This is a genomic window from Melioribacter sulfuriphilus (genome assembly GCF_051488685.1).
Taxonomy (GTDB): domain Bacteria; phylum Bacteroidota; class Ignavibacteria; order Ignavibacteriales; family Melioribacteraceae; genus Melioribacter.
Window position 1 is genome coordinate 1 of the sequence record NZ_JBPSEH010000002.1, and the last position, 19099, is coordinate 19099.

General features: G+C 37.0%; 15 protein-coding genes. All 15 read left to right on the plus strand.

Annotated features, from left to right (window positions below; genetic code table 11):
- The first annotated feature begins 190 nt into the window (after window positions 1-190).
- The 15 genes from ACSSV9_RS03240 to ACSSV9_RS03310 all read left to right on the plus strand — a co-directional run bounded on the left by ACSSV9_RS03240 (window position 191) and on the right by ACSSV9_RS03310 (window position 19012).
- Entirely contained in the window at window positions 191-976 is a 786-nt protein-coding gene (locus ACSSV9_RS03240; RefSeq protein ID WP_437345791.1) for a lysophospholipid acyltransferase family protein, read from the plus strand.
- A 98-nt stretch (window positions 977-1074) separates the two neighbouring features.
- Window positions 1075-1860, plus strand: coding sequence for a hypothetical protein (locus ACSSV9_RS03245; protein ID WP_437345792.1), 786 nt, complete (start codon window positions 1075-1077; stop codon window positions 1858-1860).
- Window positions 1861-2376: 516 nt separating this feature from the next.
- A complete protein-coding gene (locus ACSSV9_RS03250; protein ID WP_437345793.1) occupies window positions 2377-5175 on the plus strand; it encodes a TonB-dependent receptor in 2799 nt (932 codons plus the stop codon).
- 15 nt (window positions 5176-5190) lie between these two features.
- A complete protein-coding gene (locus ACSSV9_RS03255) occupies window positions 5191-8124 on the plus strand; it encodes a T9SS type A sorting domain-containing protein (RefSeq protein ID WP_437345794.1) in 2934 nt (977 codons plus the stop codon).
- Between the two features lie 216 nt (window positions 8125-8340).
- A complete protein-coding gene (locus ACSSV9_RS03260) occupies window positions 8341-8814 on the plus strand; it encodes a hypothetical protein (protein WP_437345795.1) in 474 nt (157 codons plus the stop codon).
- A gap of 81 nt (window positions 8815-8895) precedes the next feature.
- The gene (gene pstS, locus ACSSV9_RS03265; protein WP_437345796.1) at window positions 8896-9945 is read left to right on the plus strand and encodes a phosphate ABC transporter substrate-binding protein PstS; all 1050 of its coding nucleotides are present in this window, start codon (window positions 8896-8898) and stop codon (window positions 9943-9945) included.
- A gap of 14 nt (window positions 9946-9959) precedes the next feature.
- Window positions 9960-10904: a phosphate ABC transporter permease subunit PstC gene (gene pstC / locus ACSSV9_RS03270; RefSeq protein WP_437345797.1), complete on the plus strand. Its 945-nt coding sequence runs from the start codon at window positions 9960-9962 to the stop codon at window positions 10902-10904.
- Entirely contained in the window at window positions 10889-11755 is an 867-nt protein-coding gene (gene pstA / locus ACSSV9_RS03275; RefSeq protein WP_437345798.1) for a phosphate ABC transporter permease PstA, read from the plus strand. The genes pstC and pstA overlap by 16 nt, the downstream gene beginning before the upstream one ends.
- Window positions 11756-11772: 17 nt before the next feature.
- Window positions 11773-12567 (plus strand): phosphate ABC transporter ATP-binding protein PstB, encoded by a 795-nt coding sequence (gene pstB / locus ACSSV9_RS03280; protein ID WP_437346143.1) that lies wholly within the window; start codon window positions 11773-11775, stop codon window positions 12565-12567.
- Window positions 12568-12571: 4 nt separating this feature from the next.
- The gene (pstB, locus tag ACSSV9_RS03285; protein ID WP_437345799.1) at window positions 12572-13324 is read left to right on the plus strand and encodes a phosphate ABC transporter ATP-binding protein PstB; all 753 of its coding nucleotides are present in this window, start codon (window positions 12572-12574) and stop codon (window positions 13322-13324) included.
- A gap of 15 nt (window positions 13325-13339) precedes the next feature.
- Entirely contained in the window at window positions 13340-14035 is a 696-nt protein-coding gene (gene phoU, locus ACSSV9_RS03290; RefSeq protein ID WP_437345800.1) for a phosphate signaling complex protein PhoU, read from the plus strand.
- Between the two features lie 337 nt (window positions 14036-14372).
- Entirely contained in the window at window positions 14373-15581 is a 1209-nt protein-coding gene (locus tag ACSSV9_RS03295) for a hypothetical protein (RefSeq protein ID WP_437345801.1), read from the plus strand.
- Between the two features lie 59 nt (window positions 15582-15640).
- Window positions 15641-16639 carry an SDR family oxidoreductase gene (locus ACSSV9_RS03300; RefSeq protein WP_437345802.1) on the plus strand — a complete coding sequence of 333 codons (999 nt, stop codon included), beginning with the start codon at window positions 15641-15643 and terminating at the stop codon, window positions 16637-16639.
- Window positions 16640-16842: 203 nt separating this feature from the next.
- The gene (locus ACSSV9_RS03305) at window positions 16843-17670 is read left to right on the plus strand and encodes an RraA family protein (protein ID WP_437345803.1); all 828 of its coding nucleotides are present in this window, start codon (window positions 16843-16845) and stop codon (window positions 17668-17670) included.
- 16 nt (window positions 17671-17686) lie between these two features.
- Window positions 17687-19012 (plus strand): AGE family epimerase/isomerase, encoded by a 1326-nt coding sequence (locus ACSSV9_RS03310; protein WP_437345804.1) that lies wholly within the window; start codon window positions 17687-17689, stop codon window positions 19010-19012.
- The last annotated feature ends 87 nt before the right edge of the window (window positions 19013-19099 follow it).

The window sequence follows — 19099 nt, forward strand, 5'->3', positions numbered from 1 at the left end:
TCCTCTTTTTTGTTTATTCTCTTACAACGCTTTTCATTAAAAAGTTTTTAAATTCTGGATAATTTTTCAGAGGTTTCTTCCCAGTTACTTCACTTCAATTTACTACCTGCCATAATTGCTCTCGGCGAACAAAATTTTCCCTTAAAAATTGTTTTTCTTAAATTATCACTACAATTTATTCGGAATTGCGATGAACTATCTGGCAGAAAAAGACGAATACATTACGCGTGAAAGCAAAAAGTCAGTTTTTCCATCATTCGGATTTTATTTTTTTAGACTGCTCAAAGTGGTCTATACTTCTAACCGATTGGCGGTTAAAGGAAAATACGACGATGAAAAATGGATTGAAGCATCGTTTAATATTTTAAGAGGACTTGAAAAGACAGGTGTACGATTCAACATTGACGGTATGAGTAATATCAAAAAAGTTGATGGACCAGTAATTTTTATTTCGAATCATATGAGCATACTCGAAACGTTTGTTTTCCCCTGCATAATTCATCCAGTTAAAAAAGTTGTATTCGTCATGAAAGAGGAGCTGGTACGTTTTCCATTGTTTGGACCTGTCTCGGCAGCACGTGACCCGATCCTGGTATCGAGGAAAAATCCCCGTGAGGATTTAATGGCCGTATTGAATCAGGGAGCTGCAAAAATTAAAAATGGAAAATCGATTATCATCTTTCCTCAGCGAACACGCTCGCTTTATCTCGACGTTAAATCTTTCAATACGCTTGGTATTAAATTGGCTAAGAAAAATAATGTCCCGGTTATTCCTGTGGCTTTAGTCTCCGATGCATGGGCAAATGGGAAATATTTAAAAGACTTTGGCAAAATTGATCCCTCAAAAGAAGTTAAAATTAGTTTCGGTGAACCAATCGAAATTAAATCTAACGGCAACGAGGAACACTTCCAAACAATAGAATTCATCAAGAAAAAATTTATCGAGTGGGGTAGAACGGATTTAATAAAGGAATGACACGAAGATTCATTTTTGCTGATTTAGAAGCTTTTGACTTTATCTATTAAATAAGTTTACTTCTCGTTTTATAGATAACTTTTTGAGGGCGTTGTTTAATGAAATTAAAAATTAGTCATTTTTTCTACATCCTCTCTCTTACATTGATTTTAAGTTTCGGATGCAGGGATAAGATTATCGAACCTGACGAATCGGTAATTAAATCTGGTTTCGACGAAATTGCCCGGCTGCTTGAAGTTGCATATCAAAATAATTCTCTTGAAGGACTGGATTCAGTATTTGCAATGTGGCAGAATCTACTCCCTCCTTTTAACGAAAATCAAAAAAATTCTTTTCCAGATACTGTCCGTGAGATATACAACATTTTCGAGGAGTTTTATACACCAGAAGATTTAAATCGTATCACTGGCGGTTATCACGAAAACTTTGAAACGGATTTCCGATATATCGTAGTACAAAACAGCATTGAGTATGCCGTGACAGATACCAATCCTGAATTTTATTATTATAAAGGTGTTGAACTGATTAATAATCAAATAACTGATTTTCGACCACAGCCCTCAGTTAATTTACCATTAGTTTATCTTTCACTTGAAGCCGATTCGATGATCTATCGGTTTTTGTATCAATCTGACGGAACTCCAGAACCCGACCATTCCGAGCGTATAAGTTTTTTAAGGCAGGCAATTCAATTGACACATCACCACTGGGTTGATGATTACCACAAAATTACAATGCCAATTGTTCTGAAGATTTATATCGATAAATCGCTTTCACAGGCATTGATTATCTTCCGTGTGTTTTACCAGTTCGGAAATGCTTATCTCGAACGAACTAATGGCAAATGGCAATTGATCTATTCGGATTTGACAGCTATTGAATAAGTCTACCCTCAATTCCTGATCTAATTGAGATAAAATTTTATAAAAGGGAAATCACTTAATTCCATTCAATGTCAGCAGGCAAAGCATATTTCAATTTCCTCCTTATTCTCTTTATTACATATCTCGGGGTATAAAAAGATATACAATTAAAAGTTAATAGAAACTTCTGCCTATTCTAAATTATTCCTGTAAGTCGAAGATTTTTTTCTTCATGAGTTTAATCTTTTTCTTCATATAGCTAGTTGGTATTAAAGATTGGAATAAACTATTCTGTAATTTGATAATAGCAGGTGCAATAAAAATTTGTGACTCAATTTAGCTCGTTTTAGATAATTAAAGTACTTACTCCAGATTAATATTAGATAAGAGCTTCATAATTTTCCACACTATCGATTTATAAGTTTTCACAAGCGTTATTACTCTCATCCAATATTAACATTACCTTAACATACGCTTAACACTCTGTTAACATTAGTCCTATAGTTTTGCAGTGTAACATAAAAGGAGAGAGAAAAAATGAATTATTTAATTACAACCGGAAAAAAAATGTCCAAACTGGTCAAAACAATTCAACTTATCTTACTATTTATTGGAATGCTATCATTTAATGTATCCGCACAAACTAATAAAGGGACGATTAAAGGAAAAGTTATAGATGCGGAAAGCGGAGAGCCGATTATTGGTGCCAATGTATTGCTTCTGGGTACTAATATTGGTGCTGCAAGCGATATAGAAGGCAATTATACAATTGAAAACGTACCAGGTGGAGAATATGAATTAATTGTCAGTTATATCTCATTTGCTAAAACTCGAATCCCAAATATAGTTGTTAAAGCTGGAGATGTTGTAATACAGAACGTAGCCCTCAAACCTGAGGCTATTGCAGTTGACGAAGTAGTAGTAACCAGTAAAGCAGACGAATCGTTTGAAGCGGCTTTGCTGAATAAACAAAAAAAATCTGTTTCAATCAGTGACGGTATAAGTGCAGAACAAATAAGAAGATCGCCCGACGCAACTTCGAGCGATGCATTAAAACGTGTAACGGGAATTTCTGTTGTCGACAATAAATTTATCTTTGTAAGAGGTACAAGTGAACGTTATAGCAATGCACTATTGAATAGTTCTCCACTTTCCAGCACAGAACCTGACAAAAAATCATTTGCCTTCGATTTAATTCCATCAAATCTTCTTGCCAATACTGTTATCGACAAATCATATACACCGGATAAGCCGGGTGATTTCGCTGGAGGTCTTGTCAATCTCAATACCGTCGATTTTCCGGATAAACTGAAATTAAACGTAACAATCGATGGTTCTTTTTCGAACAACACTTCATTTTCGGATTTCAAGACTTATAATGGTGGAAAGCTTGACTTTTTGGGTATCGATGATGGTACGAGAAGTATCCCTTCCTCGATTCCATCAGACTTGAGCAAAGGAAATTATACAACTGAGGAAATGCTGGGATTTGCAAAATTATTGCCAAACAACTGGTCGACTCATTCGAAGAAAGCTCCTTTGAATGGTGGATTCATGATTTCGCTTGGTGATGGTGTCACATTGTTCGGTCCTCGATTCGGCTTTATTGCCGCTATTTCGTATAAAAATAATTTCAGCAAAACCAATTTAGAGCGTAATGAATACGAGGCCAGTGGTGAAACTCGTTTTAATTATGCAGGTCAACAATATAAATATTCCACTTTGTGGGGGGGATTGTTAAATCTTAGTTATAAACTCGGTAACAATCATAAATTTAGTTTAAAAAATACTTATAGCCATACTTCAGACGACGAAGTTTCGGAATTACGGGGCATGCAGTATACCGATTCTGGTACCGAACAAATTCAAAACGCACTTAGATTTACTTCTCGTCAGGTTTACCATGGTCAATTATCCGGTGAACATTATTTCGGGAAATCGTTTCAAACTCAATGGCGATTATTTAATTCTATTTCGAAGCGCGATGAACCCGATTATCGTCGTGTAATTTATGCGAGGGAAATTGGGAGCGACGATCAATTTGCTGCACTTTTAGGATTTCAGGTCAATCTTAAAAATGGCGGACGATTCTATTCAAACCTTGACGAGTCGACCACCGGATTTGCCACAGACTTCAGCATTCCGTTTAATAAGTTGAAATTCAAATTTGGTGGTTTGTATGAAAATAAAGATAGAGAATTTAAGTCTCGATTGATCGGGACAATTATAAACGCTCCAGGCAATGGTTTTACAGACTTTAGACTTCTTTATTTGCCGATTGATCGGATCTTCAGCCCTGAAAATTATAGACGAAATGGATTCTCAATTCAGGAGTATCTGAATGGAACTAACAATTATAACGCTGATCAGACAATTTCAGCTTTCTACTTCATGTTTGAATACAGCTTCGATTTCTTCGGAAACGAACTTAAATTAATTAGTGGTGCTCGTTTAGAGAATTCAAAACAGACAGTAAAATCAAGGGACTTATCCGATCAAAAGGATATTTTTATTGAACTAACGAACAACGACATTTTACCTTCTCTTAATCTAATTTATCAGTTGAACGAATCTTCAAATCTAAGGCTATCTGCCAATCAAACTGTAAATCGACCTGAATTACGGGAACTGGCTCCATTTGCTTATTTCGATTTCTATACTCAGACTTCAATTCGTGGAAATCAGGAACTCAAACGTGCTGTAATAAAAAATTACGATTTCCGATACGAATCATACTTTGGAATCGGCGAGATGATTTCGGCAAGTCTTTTTTACAAAGACATGAAAGATGCTATTGAACAAGTTGTTGTTTCTGGAAGTGCTCTTGGCTCCGAAAGAACATACAGAAATTCTGATAATGCAAAAGTATATGGACTTGAACTTGAAGGCAGGTTCGGATTGGGTAGAATTACGGGACTTCTTTCAAATTTTTTCATAAACGGAAATTACACGCGTGTTAAATCATCTGTTACAGTACAGGGTACCGAAACTACAATTGCACGAAATGGTAGACCACTGCAAGGACAGTCGCCATACACAATAAATATTGGCCTGTCGTATAACAGCGAAGATCTGGGTACAAGTGTAACATTCTTATATAACAGAATTGGAGAAAGAATAATCGAGGTTGCTACAGCTTATCAGGAAGATATAGTTGAAGAGCCGCGTGATGTTATTGATTTTGTAATCAATAAAAAATTAACAGATAACCTTTCATTAAAATTTACAGCCAAAGATCTTCTCGGCAAAGATCAAACTTTTAGACAGGGCGATAAAAAAGCACGCCTAAACAGTAGAGAATCAGCGGTTTCTATAAGCATTTCATATAAAATATAATTAAGGAGGTACATAATGCACAAACGTATATTACTACTACTATTCTTTTTCTGTGGAATCTCTCTATATGCTCAATTAGCATCCTATGACGAAGTACTGGAAGGTGAGATAAATACAGACCGTACATTAGATGCAAATAAGAAGTATTTATTGAGGGGATTTGTTAATGTAAATGAGGGTGCTACATTGGCAATTCCCGCAGGTACAATAATATATGGAGAGAAATCTTCGAAGGGTACACTGATAATAAATCGAGGGGCAAAGATCAATGCAGTAGGAACTCCCAGTCGTCCAATAATATTTACAAGTCAACAGCCCGCAGGTCAAAGAGGAGCAGGAGACTGGGGAGGAATAATCATAGCAGGTAAGGCAAGAATAAATGTGCCAGGAGGAACGGCGGTAATAGAAGGAGGAACGGGGACGATATACGGAGGTGGAGATAATCCGGATGACAACGATAATAGTGGAAGGATGAGTTATGTCAGGATAGAATTTCCTGGTATAGCATTTCTACCGGACAATGAAATAAATGGTTTGACGTTAGCAGCAGTAGGACGAGGTACGACAATCGATCACATACAGGTTAGTTATGCAGGGGATGATTCGTATGAATTTTTCGGAGGTACGGTAAATGCAAAGTATTTGATATCGTATAAAGGAGTGGATGATGAATTTGATACAGATTTCGGATACAGAGGGAATTTACAATTTTTGGTAGCATACCGAGATTTCAACGTAGCGGATATAAGTGGTAGCAATGGATTTGAATCTGACAACGATGGAACGGGTACATTGAACGAGCCACGTACACGACCGATATTTTCAAACGTGACAATGGTAGGACCGTTGGTAACACCGGATTACAGTGGATATAATCCAAATTTCAAACGCGGATTACACTTGCGTAGGTCGACATTGACGTCGTTGTACAATTCGATAGTGATGGGTTATCCGGTGGGATTGTATCTCGACGGAGAGAATAGCGTAGCAGGAGCGCAGTCAGATAGTCTACAGATACGCAATACGATAATAGCAGGTTCACAGAGTGGAAAAAATCTTACGACCAACGTATCAGGATTTGACGTTGCATCATGGTTTAAGACTCCATCATATTCGAACCATGAATTTGCAACGAGTGCGGAAGTAAAGTTAACTGATCCATTCAATCAGAATAATCCAAATGCAGTACCGATGGGAGATTCACCGGCAGCAAGTGGAGCAAGCTTTGATAATCCACGTTTAATTGGTGGATTCTTTGAAGTAGTAAATTATATCGGTGCATTTGATCCTTCGGGTGTTAGATGGGATGAATACTGGGCAAATTACGACCCACAAAATACTGACTATACAGTATCGAATGGTGGTGGTAATTTAGCATCCTATGACGAAGTACTGGAAGGGGAGATAAATACAGACCGTACATTAGATGCAAATAAGAAATATTTATTGAGGGGATTTGTTAATGTAAATGAGGGTGCTACATTGACAATCCCTGCAGGTACAATAATATATGGAGAGAAATCTTCGAAAGGTACACTGATAATAAATCGAGGGGCAAAGATCAATGCAGTAGGAACTCCCAGTCGTCCAATAATATTTACAAGTCAACAGCCCGCAGGTCAAAGAGGAGCAGGAGATTGGGGAGGAATAATCATAGCAGGTAAGGCAAGAATAAATGTGCCAGGAGGAACGGCGGTAATAGAAGGAGGAACGGGGACGATATACGGAGGTGGAGATAATCCGGATGACAACGATAATAGTGGAAGGATGAGTTATGTCAGGATAGAATTTCCTGGTATAGCATTTCTGCCGGACAATGAAATAAATGGTTTAACGTTAGCAGCAGTAGGACGAGGTACGACAATCGATCACATACAGGTTAGTTATGCAGGGGATGATTCGTATGAATTTTTCGGAGGTACGGTAAATGCAAAGTATTTGATATCGTATAAAGGAGTGGATGATGAATTTGATACAGATTTCGGATACAGAGGGAATTTACAATTTTTGGTAGCATACCGAGATTTCAACGTAGCGGATATAAGTGGTAGCAATGGATTTGAATCTGACAACGATGGAACGGGTACATTGAACGAGCCACGTACACGACCGATATTTTCAAACGTGACAATGGTAGGACCGTTGGTAACACCGGATTACAGTGGATATAATCCAAATTTCAAACGCGGATTACACTTGCGTAGGTCGACATTGACGTCGTTGTACAATTCGATAGTGATGGGTTATCCGGTGGGATTGTATCTCGACGGAGAGAATAGCGTAGCAGGAGCGCAGTCAGATAGTCTACAGATACGCAATACGATAATAGCAGGTTCACAGAGTGGAAAAAATCTTACGACCAACGTATCAGGATTTGACGTTGCATCATGGTTTAAGACTCCATCATATTCGAACCATGAATTTGCAACAAGTGCAGAAGTAAAGTTAACCGATCCATTCAATCAGAATAATCCAAATGCAGTACCGATGGGAGATTCACCGGCAGCAAGTGGAGCAAGCTTTGATAATCCACGTTTAATTGGTGGATTCTTTGAAGTAGTAAATTATATCGGTGCATTTGATCCTTCGGGTGTTAGATGGGATGAATACTGGGCAAATTACGACCCACAATTTACAGACTATACAATCACTAGCGTAGAAGAAGAATACACGAATATAATTCCTGCTGGTTATGAATTGAGTCAAAATTATCCAAATCCTTTCAATCCAACAACCACAATTTCATTCGTACTGCCGAAATCGGGCAACGTAAAATTGACGGTGTACAATGTACTCGGTCAAGAAATCGAAAAATTAATTAACGGTTACAAAGAAGCAGGGAAATATAATATTACATGGAACGCAAATAATCTGCCTTCGGGACTCTACATTTACCGATTGGAAACAGAAAATTATGTTGTATCTAAAAAGATGACATTGTTAAAATAAACTTTCTCTCTCCTCTCTTCCAGAAGGCGTTCCGTTCTCCGGCGGAACGCCTTAGTTATTTATATGATTTTCTTCTTCCCGCATTACAAATCAAATGGATAATTAACCTCATTTTCAGGGATTAATAGATTTAACAATTTCTTAACACTTGGAATACTTTTAATTCTTATAATTGTGTAACACATTTTTTTTATAAACCGGAGAGAGAGGAGAGAGGTGAGCAATAAAATTGTTCTCCCATTAATTACGTTCTTTTTAATGATTACATTTCAAACTTCAGCACATGACCTTCCCATAGTTAGCAGATTTGTCTTTGGGGATTATTATTATAGAGTTAAACGTAACAACAGCCATAATGACGACATCAACGGATTTCAGTTCAGGAGAATTTTCTTTAATACCAGCATTAAAATAGCCGAAAAGTTTTATCAAATAAATTTAGTATCAAATCGGGGAATAATGTACTGGTTTAATGTTATTATTAATCCAATGAGTGAATTAAAGGATTCCAAATTCATAAGTTACTTTGCATTTATTCAATCGACTTCTGATAAATATGTTTTAATTACAACTTATTTTAATTACATTAAATCTGGATTGATAGATGACCAATCGAAGTACGGATATTCTTCAATAACTACGGTTGTTGATAATATTCTGGAAAAATTTCATAAAAGAACCACTATTTAAATGATAACTTAAGGTATTTACAAACAGATTTTGTTCCATATATTTTACTTTTGTAATTTATTAATATTTAGAGGAGATAAAATGCACAAAAAGATAGTTTATTTAATGGTGTTTATTTTTGCAGGTATATTAAACCTGCAGGCGCAGGTAAAACTCAACGGTGCCGGAGCCACTTTCCCATACGTTATTTATTCAAAATGGTTCGACGAATTTAATAAACAGACAGGTGTTCAGATAAATTATCAATCGATTGGTAGTGGTGGTGGTATAAAGCAGGTAATAGAAGGGACAGTTGATTTCGGAGCCAGCGATGGTCCAATGAGCGACGCACAACTGCAGGAAGCCAAACAAAAGCAAGGCACAGAGGTAATCCATATTCCGACAGTATTAGGGGCTGTTGTTCTTAGCTATAACCTGCCAGAAGTAAAGGAAAAAATAAAATTAGATGGTCCCACAATTGCAGATATATTTATGGGGAAAATTTACAAGTGGAACGACAAAAGAATTGCACAGCTTAATCCAGGCGTAAAACTTCCAAATAAAAGCATTATTGTGGTACATCGTTCAGACGGTAGCGGTACAACGTTCATTTATACGCACTATCTTTCGAATGTAAGCAAAGAATGGGCGAAAAAAGTTGGTTACAATACTTCGGTTAATTGGCCAGTTGGGTTGGGCGGCAAAGGTAATGAAGGTGTGGCTGGAATGATTAAACAAACTTCTGGAGCTATTGGATACGTTGAACTTGCTTATGCAGTAAAAAACAAACTTCCCTATGCACTTATAAAAAATCGAGCTGGCAATTTTATCGAAGCTAATTTCAAGACTGTTTCTGCTGCATCAGATGGAGCTGCAAGGGAAATGCCTGATGATTTAAGAGCGATGATAACAAACGCTGACGGAAAAGATTCTTACCCGATTTCCGGTTTCACCTGGCTTTTAATTTATAAAGATATGAAAGATCAAAAGAAAGCCGAAGCTCTGGTTAAATTCTTAAAGTGGGCTTTGACAAAAGGCGAATCGTATGCTGAAAGTCTTTACTATGCGCCTTTACCACCTTCAGTTGTTAAATTGTGTATGAAAAAGATCGATATGTTGACCGTTAATGGAAAACCGATTAAGGTCAAATAAAATTTAGGGGAAAAATGAAATTCGCAAAAAAATCCCTCAAAGCCTCGCGTATTAATCCTGGCGATTTAATCTACGAGAAGCTGACTTTGATCTTTGCGATTGTCGTTTTCTTGATGGTAATACTGATGGGATATGAGATGTATATCAATTCGAAATTATCGATTGATAAATTTGGATGGGATTTCATAACCGAAACTACATGGGACCCTGTGGAAGAAATCTACGGGGCACTCCCATCAATTTACGGCACGCTTGTTTCATCTTTTCTTGCTCTATTAATGGCAGTTCCACTTAGTCTGGCTGTTGCCATATACCTGGCTGAATCGGCCCCAGGCTGGCTCGAAAAACCTTTGTCTTTTATGATAGAATTACTAGCTGGCGTGCCAAGTATTGTTTATGGCTTGTGGGGAATATTTGTACTGGTCCCATGGTTGCGTGAAGATGTTGAACCATTTCTAAACGAAAATTTCGGTTACCTACCATTTTTCGATGGCCCGATGTACGGTTTTGGAATGTTAGCAGCTGCTATTATTCTTTCGATTATGGTAGTACCAATTATTACTTCGATATCACGTGATATTATGAAATCGGTACCGTCTATTCAAAAAGAAGCAGCTCTTGCCTTAGGTGCAACCAAATGGGAAGCAATTAAAATTGTATTGAAAAATTCTAAATCTGGAATCCTCGGTGCTATCATGCTTGGTTTAGGCAGAGCAATTGGTGAAACGATGGCTGTAACTATGGTCATCGGCAATCGCCCCATTATTTCGGAATCGCTGTTCGATCCAGGTTATACAATGGCTAGTATAATTGCCAATGAATTTACCGAAGCCACCACAGAGCTTTATTTAAGCGCATTAATCGAACTGGCTTTGATATTGTTCGTTATTACAATAATAATCAATATCGCCGCACGTTTATTAGTCTGGAGCATTGAAAAACAATGGAAACAGTATTAAAAAAATACAAACGTAGACTTAAATATCGGAAGGCAGTCAACTTTGTTGTTAATTCATTGACTTTCCTTGCAGCTCTGGTTGCCATATTACCTTTGATCTTTATTTTTTACTATACTGTTTCGAAAGGCATCAGCAGATTGAATCTCGAATTTTTCATAGAAATGCCCAAACCTGTTGGAGAATCTGGTGGTGGAATGGCAAATGCAATTGTCGGTACATTGATATTGGTCGGAATAGGAGGGGCGATTGGATTGCCTGTAGGAATTATGTCGGGCATTTATCTGGCTGAATTTGGAAATAACAAATTCGGACAATTATTAAGATTTTTGACAGATGTTTTAAGTGGTGTACCGTCGATTGTAGTTGGAGTTGTTGCCTATACAATTGTTGTAGTACCAATGAAACAATTTTCTGCACTGGCAGGAGGAGTTGCATTAGCAATTTTGATGATTCCCACGATTACCAGAACTACAGAAGAAATGATCAAATTGGTGCCACACAGCTATCGCGAAGCAGGACTGGGGCTAGGTATACCGAAGTGGAAAACTTCTCTATTCATTGTTTTGAGAACAGCCTGGAAGGGGATTGCAACTGGTGTATTGCTCGGGTTATCGAGAGCTGCAGGTGAAACTGCTCCTTTATTGTTCACTGCTCTGGGTAATAGATTCTGGTCTACAAATATTTTCGAACCGATTGCTTCTCTTACGGTCTATATTTACGATTACGCTCGGGCGCCTTTTGAAGATTGGAATGCCCAGGCATGGACTGCCGCTCTTGTTTTAATAATTTTGATTTCTTTACTAAGTTTAACTTTCAAAATAATTACTCGTTCTAAATATAAAACCAACTGAATCGAGACGTGGATAAAATACCCATAACAAATGTAATTTACGAAAGCAGTAAAGTGACTCAGGAGGAAGCCGTAATTTCCACAAATAAATTGTCTGCTTACTTCGGAGAAAAACAAGCCTTATTTGAAGTAAATCTCAATATTCCTGAAAAACAGGTTACTGCCATTATTGGTCCTTCAGGGTGTGGTAAATCTACATTTCTCAGATGTTTGAATAGAATGCACGAAGTTATTGGCGGAAGTTATACTGGAAATATTTTATTCAATGGCACTGATATCAGAGACATCAATCCAGTAGAACTGAGGAAGAGAGTTGGGATGGTCTTTCAGAAGCCAAATCCGTTTCCTACGATGTCGATTATGAATAATGTCGTTGCAGGATTGAAATTAAACGGAATGCGCAATAAAAAATTACTGAACGAGATTGCCGAGGAAAATTTAAAGAAAGTCGGATTGTGGGATGAAGTTAAAGATAATCTCAACCGTTCAGGTGCGAGCATTTCTGGAGGACAGCAGCAAAGATTGTGCATTGCCCGTACAATAGCTCTCAGTCCCGAAGTAATTCTTATGGATGAACCCACAAGTGCTCTGGATCCAATTGCCACAGCTAAAATCGAAGATTTGATCTATGAATTAAAAAAAGAATACACTATTGTGATCGTAACGCACAACATGCAACAGGCAGCGCGTGTGAGCGATTATACCGCTTTTTTCTATATGGGTAGATTGATTGAATTCGACAATACAAAAAAAATTTTTACTAATCCTTCTAATAAACAAACTGAAGAATATATTTCAGGACGTTTCGGCTGAAAATATGAATATTATTGAAGTAAAAAATCTGAATCTTTTTTACGGCAAATTTCAGGCATTGAAAGATATTTCGATTGATATTAAAAAGAATAAGATTACTGCGCTTATTGGACCTTCGGGTTGCGGTAAATCGACATTCCTGAGATGTCTCAACAGGATGAACGATTTGATTGACGGTGTTAAAATCAAAGGTGACGTAATAATTGACGGTAAAAATATTTATAAAGACAGAATCGATATAGTAGAATTGAGGAAAAATGTCGGAATGATTTTTCAGAAATCGAATCCATTTCCGATGTCGATTTTTGACAATGTTGCATACGGTCCTCGAATCAACGGTATACGCGATAAAAAACAACTCGAAGAAATTGTTGAAAACACTCTCAGAAAGGCAGCACTCTGGGAAGAAGTAAAAGACGATCTGAAAAAGAGTGGATTGTCGCTAAGTGGTGGACAACAGCAGAGGCTCTGTATTGCACGCGCTCTTGCTGTTGAACCTAAAATAATTTTAATGGACGAACCGGCAAGTGCTCTGGATCCAATTTCGACGACAAAAATTGAGGACCTGATTTTTGAGTTGAAAAAAAATTATACAATTGTTATAGTTACACATAATATGCAACAGGCTGCCCGTGTAAGCGATGAAACTGCGTTCTTTTATATGGGCGATTTGATTGAGTTTAACGAAACGAAAAAAATATTTACCGCACCTCAAAACGATAAAACAGAAGCTTATATTAGCGGTAGATTTGGTTAATTAAACGGAGTAATTATGCAGGAACATTTTAACGCTGAAATAGAAAGTCTAAAAAATAATCTTATTAAAATGGCTTCGATTGTCGATGAACAGGTCGAAAGAGTAATTGAAGCGCTTGAAACAGGTAAAGTCGAATTGTGTCAGGGAGTTAAATCGCGCGATCTCGAAGTTGACGCCTACGACAATTTAATACAGGCTCAATGCGAAAACATACTGGCACTTTTTCAACCATTTGCAGGTGATCTCCGTTTTATAATATCTGCAATGATGATCAATAATCAACTTGAACGCTGTGGCGACATAGCCGTTAACATTGCCAAACGTGTAAAAAAAACAGCCAACAATTACCCATTGATTGTCGAGGCGCAAATTAACGAGATGGGTAAACAAGCACGTAAAATGTTAAAAGATGCGATCAATTCTTTTATCTATAACGACAGCAAGCTGGCTGAAGCGATTATGAAAGAAGACGAAATTGTGGATCAGTATAATAAACAAGCTTTCAAATTCCTCGTTTCAAAAATGCAATCTAATCCGGATTTAATCGAACCGTGTTCACATTTAATTGTTATGACCAAACATATCGAACGACTTGCCGACCACGCCACAAATATCGCAGAGGATTTAGTGTTTTATGTAGAAGCAAAAATTATTTCTCACAAAAAGAAATTACAAAAGATGGAACGAGATAAACCCGACGAAGAGAGTTGATGCCTGTTAGTTTATAGATGATATAGTTGAGTGTTTGGTAATATCTAAAACCAAGAACTCCCGCACAAACAACCCCAGCACAAAGAACTCCCGCACAAAGCACCCCAAACAATAACTTTCTGGCATATATCTTGAAAATCAACTAATAAGATTCCAGATTTTAATAAATTCTTTACCTGAATTTAATAGGTTGAAAATGCATTGCTTTTATTAAAAGAATAATTTTTTATTAAAAATATAATCACATTGATTCTTTACAGTTCATTCTCAAAGAGAGAATCATGCTGGAACTATGTTTTGGATTAAGCATACACTAAACGTAAATACAAAATTTATTATGAAAAAGAGAATGTTTGTTATAATACTATTTTTAACTTTCATAAATATCTCGGCACAATTTATTGATGAGTTTGATAAAGATAGACTGCAGTACGACCCTAAAGGATTAAACGGCTGGACATACTTTGCTGGTGACGGTAATGTAAAAATCGATTTTAAGCAGGTCGACGATTACGCTTCGTTAATTGTAGACGCTAAACACGATAAAAGAGGCATCTGGTGGGCATTGATAAAACGAGCCGTCTCAAAGTATCTCGATTTGTCCTTGCTTGAAAAAGAAGATTACGAACTCAGAGTTGAAGCTAAAGTAAGAGTAAGCAGCGCACCAAAAAGAATTAACATGCATTTCAATACACAACGCACTACCGATTTTCATACGCATCTTATGGAGTATGACATCTCAGACACCTCTGGATGGCATACGATAAGTATGACTACAAAAAATTTCGACGCTCATCCCGGTGATACTATTTATGTACAGATAGCAATGATGGATTGGGGATTCGATAAATACTGGGTCGATATTGATTATATTAAAGTCGATGTCGTTAAGGTATCTGAAACTGAAAAAGATCTGGGCGAGCCGATACCATATCATCCGCCAATTCCGGATACTTCAGAATTTGAATTTCATTTAATTGTCGATGAAGACGCTAGTGTAGATTTATCTTATTCTAACTATAACTTTAACAATTGGGGAACCGAAGATGAAGAAGGTAATTTTGTTAATCTGCTTACAGTGAGCGGGACACAATATGTAATTCTCAAATGGAATTTTGAAGAATTTAGAAGTAAAATTGCTGCCGGTCCGGCGCTTCTGGAATTGACAACGTATTCTTTGCAAAATTCCCCAGACTACAAAAAGGATTTCGGCATGGTACGCATTTCAGAAATCCTGGATGGCAATTTAGAATGGGTGGACGAGAATGTAACTCTCGATCTCCTCCTCGAAGGTAAAAGCATCGACCGCGTAATAAATACTCAAATGATTATCGACTACGAGGTAAAGATGAGAAAAGGGGCAAAGAATTATTTTGTAATATCGAGGCCTGTTATGCAGCGATTAATTGAAGGAAAAACAAAGGGAATTATTATAAAGCCTCTTGGTGCTGTAATAGCATCTTTTTTTGCATCGGAAAATTCAAAATTTGCTCCACGACTCCATTTTAATATTCATGAAAAATTTCATCATGACGCTAAAAAATAATAGTGTTTTGAATTATTACTCGTTATCTTTGATCAGAATAAAGAAATAAAGGATTTATTATGAAAGTTCTTTTTATTGGTGGTACAGGAAATATTAGTACAAGCGTTAGCAGGTTGTGCGTACAAAAAGGTTACGATCTTTACTTGCTAAACAGGGGACAGAACAATGTTAATATTGAAGGTGCAAAACATATTAAATGCAATATTAATGATATCGATAAAATGAAAGAATTGCTGAAGGAACACTACTGGGATTCGGTAGTCAACTGGATTGCATTTGACCCCAAAGACGTTGAAAGAGATATTAAACTTTTCGGAGGGAAAACAAAACAATATATTTTCATTAGCTCGGCCTCAGCTTACCAGAAACCACCTCTCAATTCTGTGATTACAGAATCGACACCGTTAAAGAATCCTTTTTGGGATTATTCGCGCAATAAAATTGCTTGCGAAGAGTTGCTCAACAAAGCTTACCGCGATGACGACTTTCCGTCAGTAATTGTAAGACCTTCTCATACATACTCGAATGTTATTCCAGTGCCGATCGGTGGCTGGACTGAATATACAATCGTCGACAGAATTAAAAAGGGACTGCCAATTATCGTCCACGGCGATGGTTCTTCTCTCTGGACTTTAACTCATTCGGACGACTTTGCAGTTGGTTTTGTCGGCTTGATTGGAAATCTTAAATCAATTGGTCATTCATTTCATATTACTTCAGACGAAGCTCTTTCGTGGGATCAGATTCATTATTACATTGCTGATGCCGTAGGAACTAAACCAAATATCGTTCATATCCCTTCGGATTTCATTGTAAAATGCGAACCTTCAATGGAAGGAAGTCTACTGGGCGATAAAACATGGACGGCAATATTTGATAATTCGAAAATCAAATCCTTCGTCCCATATTATAAAGCGATGATCCCTTTTCAGGAAGGAATTAAAAGAACTTTAACGTGGTTCGAAGAAAAACCTGAAAGAATGATCGTGAAAAAAGAAACTAACGATATGATCGATAGAATTATTAAAGAGTATAGAAAATTAGGGATTAGGGAATAGGGATTAGGGATTAGAATGGAAGTATGAGAAGTTAGGGTTATTAGTTAATAGCTGATTATTATCTTGAAATAAATTAAATGATTCCTTAATTAAGAAAGTCATCTACATGGAATACGATATTATGGGGGCAGAAAGTTTTTAAGTCGACAAAATTTTTGTTTGTAATAGTAATAGTTGAGTCTAAAAATTAGAGCGGGGTATCTATGAAAAAAATAATGATTCTTCTAACCGTTTTTTTAATTGTAAGGTTGACAACAGCTCAGGAACTGTCGGATGAAAAATTGAGGCAGGGATACAATTATATACCGACAAAAGTCTATACGGCTGAAGAAGATGCAAGGATATTGAAAATGTACGAGGGATTGCGTGTTGCCGACGTTTCTGACGGATTGGATATGGTTGGACTTCCAAATACAGGATTGGTCGATCCATCGATTCAGGCTTGCTGGAAAGATTCCAAGAATTTAACACACCAGTTCAGGGGCATTGCTCTAACTGTGAGATATGTTCCGACTCAAAAATCTGACCGTCCGGCTCCTGGTGAAAAATTTCAAGAGTGGGAAGGAAATTTTTATAGCAAATATTCGCACGAAGAATTTGTCAAACTTATTCGTCCTGGTTCTGCTATTGTAATTGATGACGTAGAAGAGAAGGATATTGGCAGTATTGGATCATATAATATTCTTGCCTGGAAAAAACTCGGTGCAGTAGGCGTAGTTACAGATGCAGCTTCAAGAGACACGGATGAAATTGAAATTGAAGGCGTTCCGCTTTATCACAGAAAAAAAGGGAGAGGAATTAGACCGGGCAGAAATGAAATTGAATCGATCAATCGTCCTGTTGTTATCGGTGGCGTGCTGGTATGTCCGGGAGATGTTGTTGTGGCTGATGGCGATGGAGTAGTGGTCGTTCCTCGTTATGTAGCAGAAGAGGTTGCAAAATATGCCCGTGAAATACTTGAAAAAGATAAAGCGGGCAGAAAAGATTTGTATAAAAGTTTAAATATGGAACTCGATAAAACAGTTAAATAAATTCAAAGTAAATCGTATGAAAAAATTTTTATCTCTATTAATATTTTTTTCTAATACTCTCCTGTTTTCGACGAGTAGAATACAAAGTAATCAGGAAAGCATTATTGCAAGATTGAACTATCTACTCGAGCAGGAGATTTCTCTCTGGTATCCGCTCTGTGTCGATACTCTATATGGAGGATATTTCAGCGATATTAATTATAAGTGGGAAGTCGAAGGAATCCAGAACAAAATGATAGTTACACAAGCGCGACACGTCTGGTCGATATCGAATGCCGCTATCCACTTTCCGGAATATCGGAAATATCTCAAATACGCCAAGCATGGTGTCGAGTTTCTCAGAACCATTATGTGGGATAAAAAATATGGTGGATTTTATGATCTTGTCGACAGAAAAGGGAGGATAATCAGGGAAGATGGAAGGATTATTAAAAAAGCGTATGGGAATGCATTTGCAATTTATGGATTGGCGGCATATTTCAGGGCTACAGGCGATTCCAATGCTTTGAAATTAGCCATCAATACGTTCGAATGGCTCGATAAACATAGTTATGACGAAAAATTCGGCGGCTATTTCCAGTTTATGGAACGTGACGGGACTCCTTTTATAAACGGATATAACCATACACCTCCCAAAGATCAGAATAGTTCAATTCATTTACTTGAAGCGTTTACCGAACTATATAAAGTCTGGAAAGATGATCACTTGAAAAAACGTTTAGAGATAATTTTTTATCTGATTCGTGATAAAATTGTAACTCCGACTGGTTATATGAATCTCTTTTTCAGTCGTGATCTTAAACCGATTTCATATCGCGATTCGAGTGAGGAAGTTAGAAAGCGAAATTATGAATTTGACCATGTCTCTTTCGGGCACGATATCGAAATTGCTTATTTATTGCTGGAAACCTCTGAAATATTGCATTTAGGTGACCATGACATCACCTTGAAAATTGCGAAAAAATTGACCGACCATACATTAATGAACGGTTGGGATTTAAGTAAAGGTGGTATTTTTGATAGGGGATATTATTTCAAAGGCAAAGATAAGATTACAATTATTAAAAGGAGCAAAGAGTGGTGGGCTCAGGCAGAAGCTCTAAATACAGCGCTCCTTATGTCGCGTTACTTCCCCGCTGAAAAAAATGAATATCATGCATATTTTGAAAAAACCTTAGTCTATATCGAAAAATATCTTGTTGACTCAAACTATGGGGGATGGTATTTCTGGGGGAAAGATTCGGTTGAAAAAATGGAATACTATCCGAAGGCATCAATCTGGAAAGCAAACTATCATACAACACGGGCGCTCATTAATTGCTTGAAAAATCTCAAAAATTAAGGAAATACTATCTCTATAATTATGCTTTATTATTTTTATAAAATTTTATTGAATTGATAATTACACAAGAAGACTTTCGAACTTTTT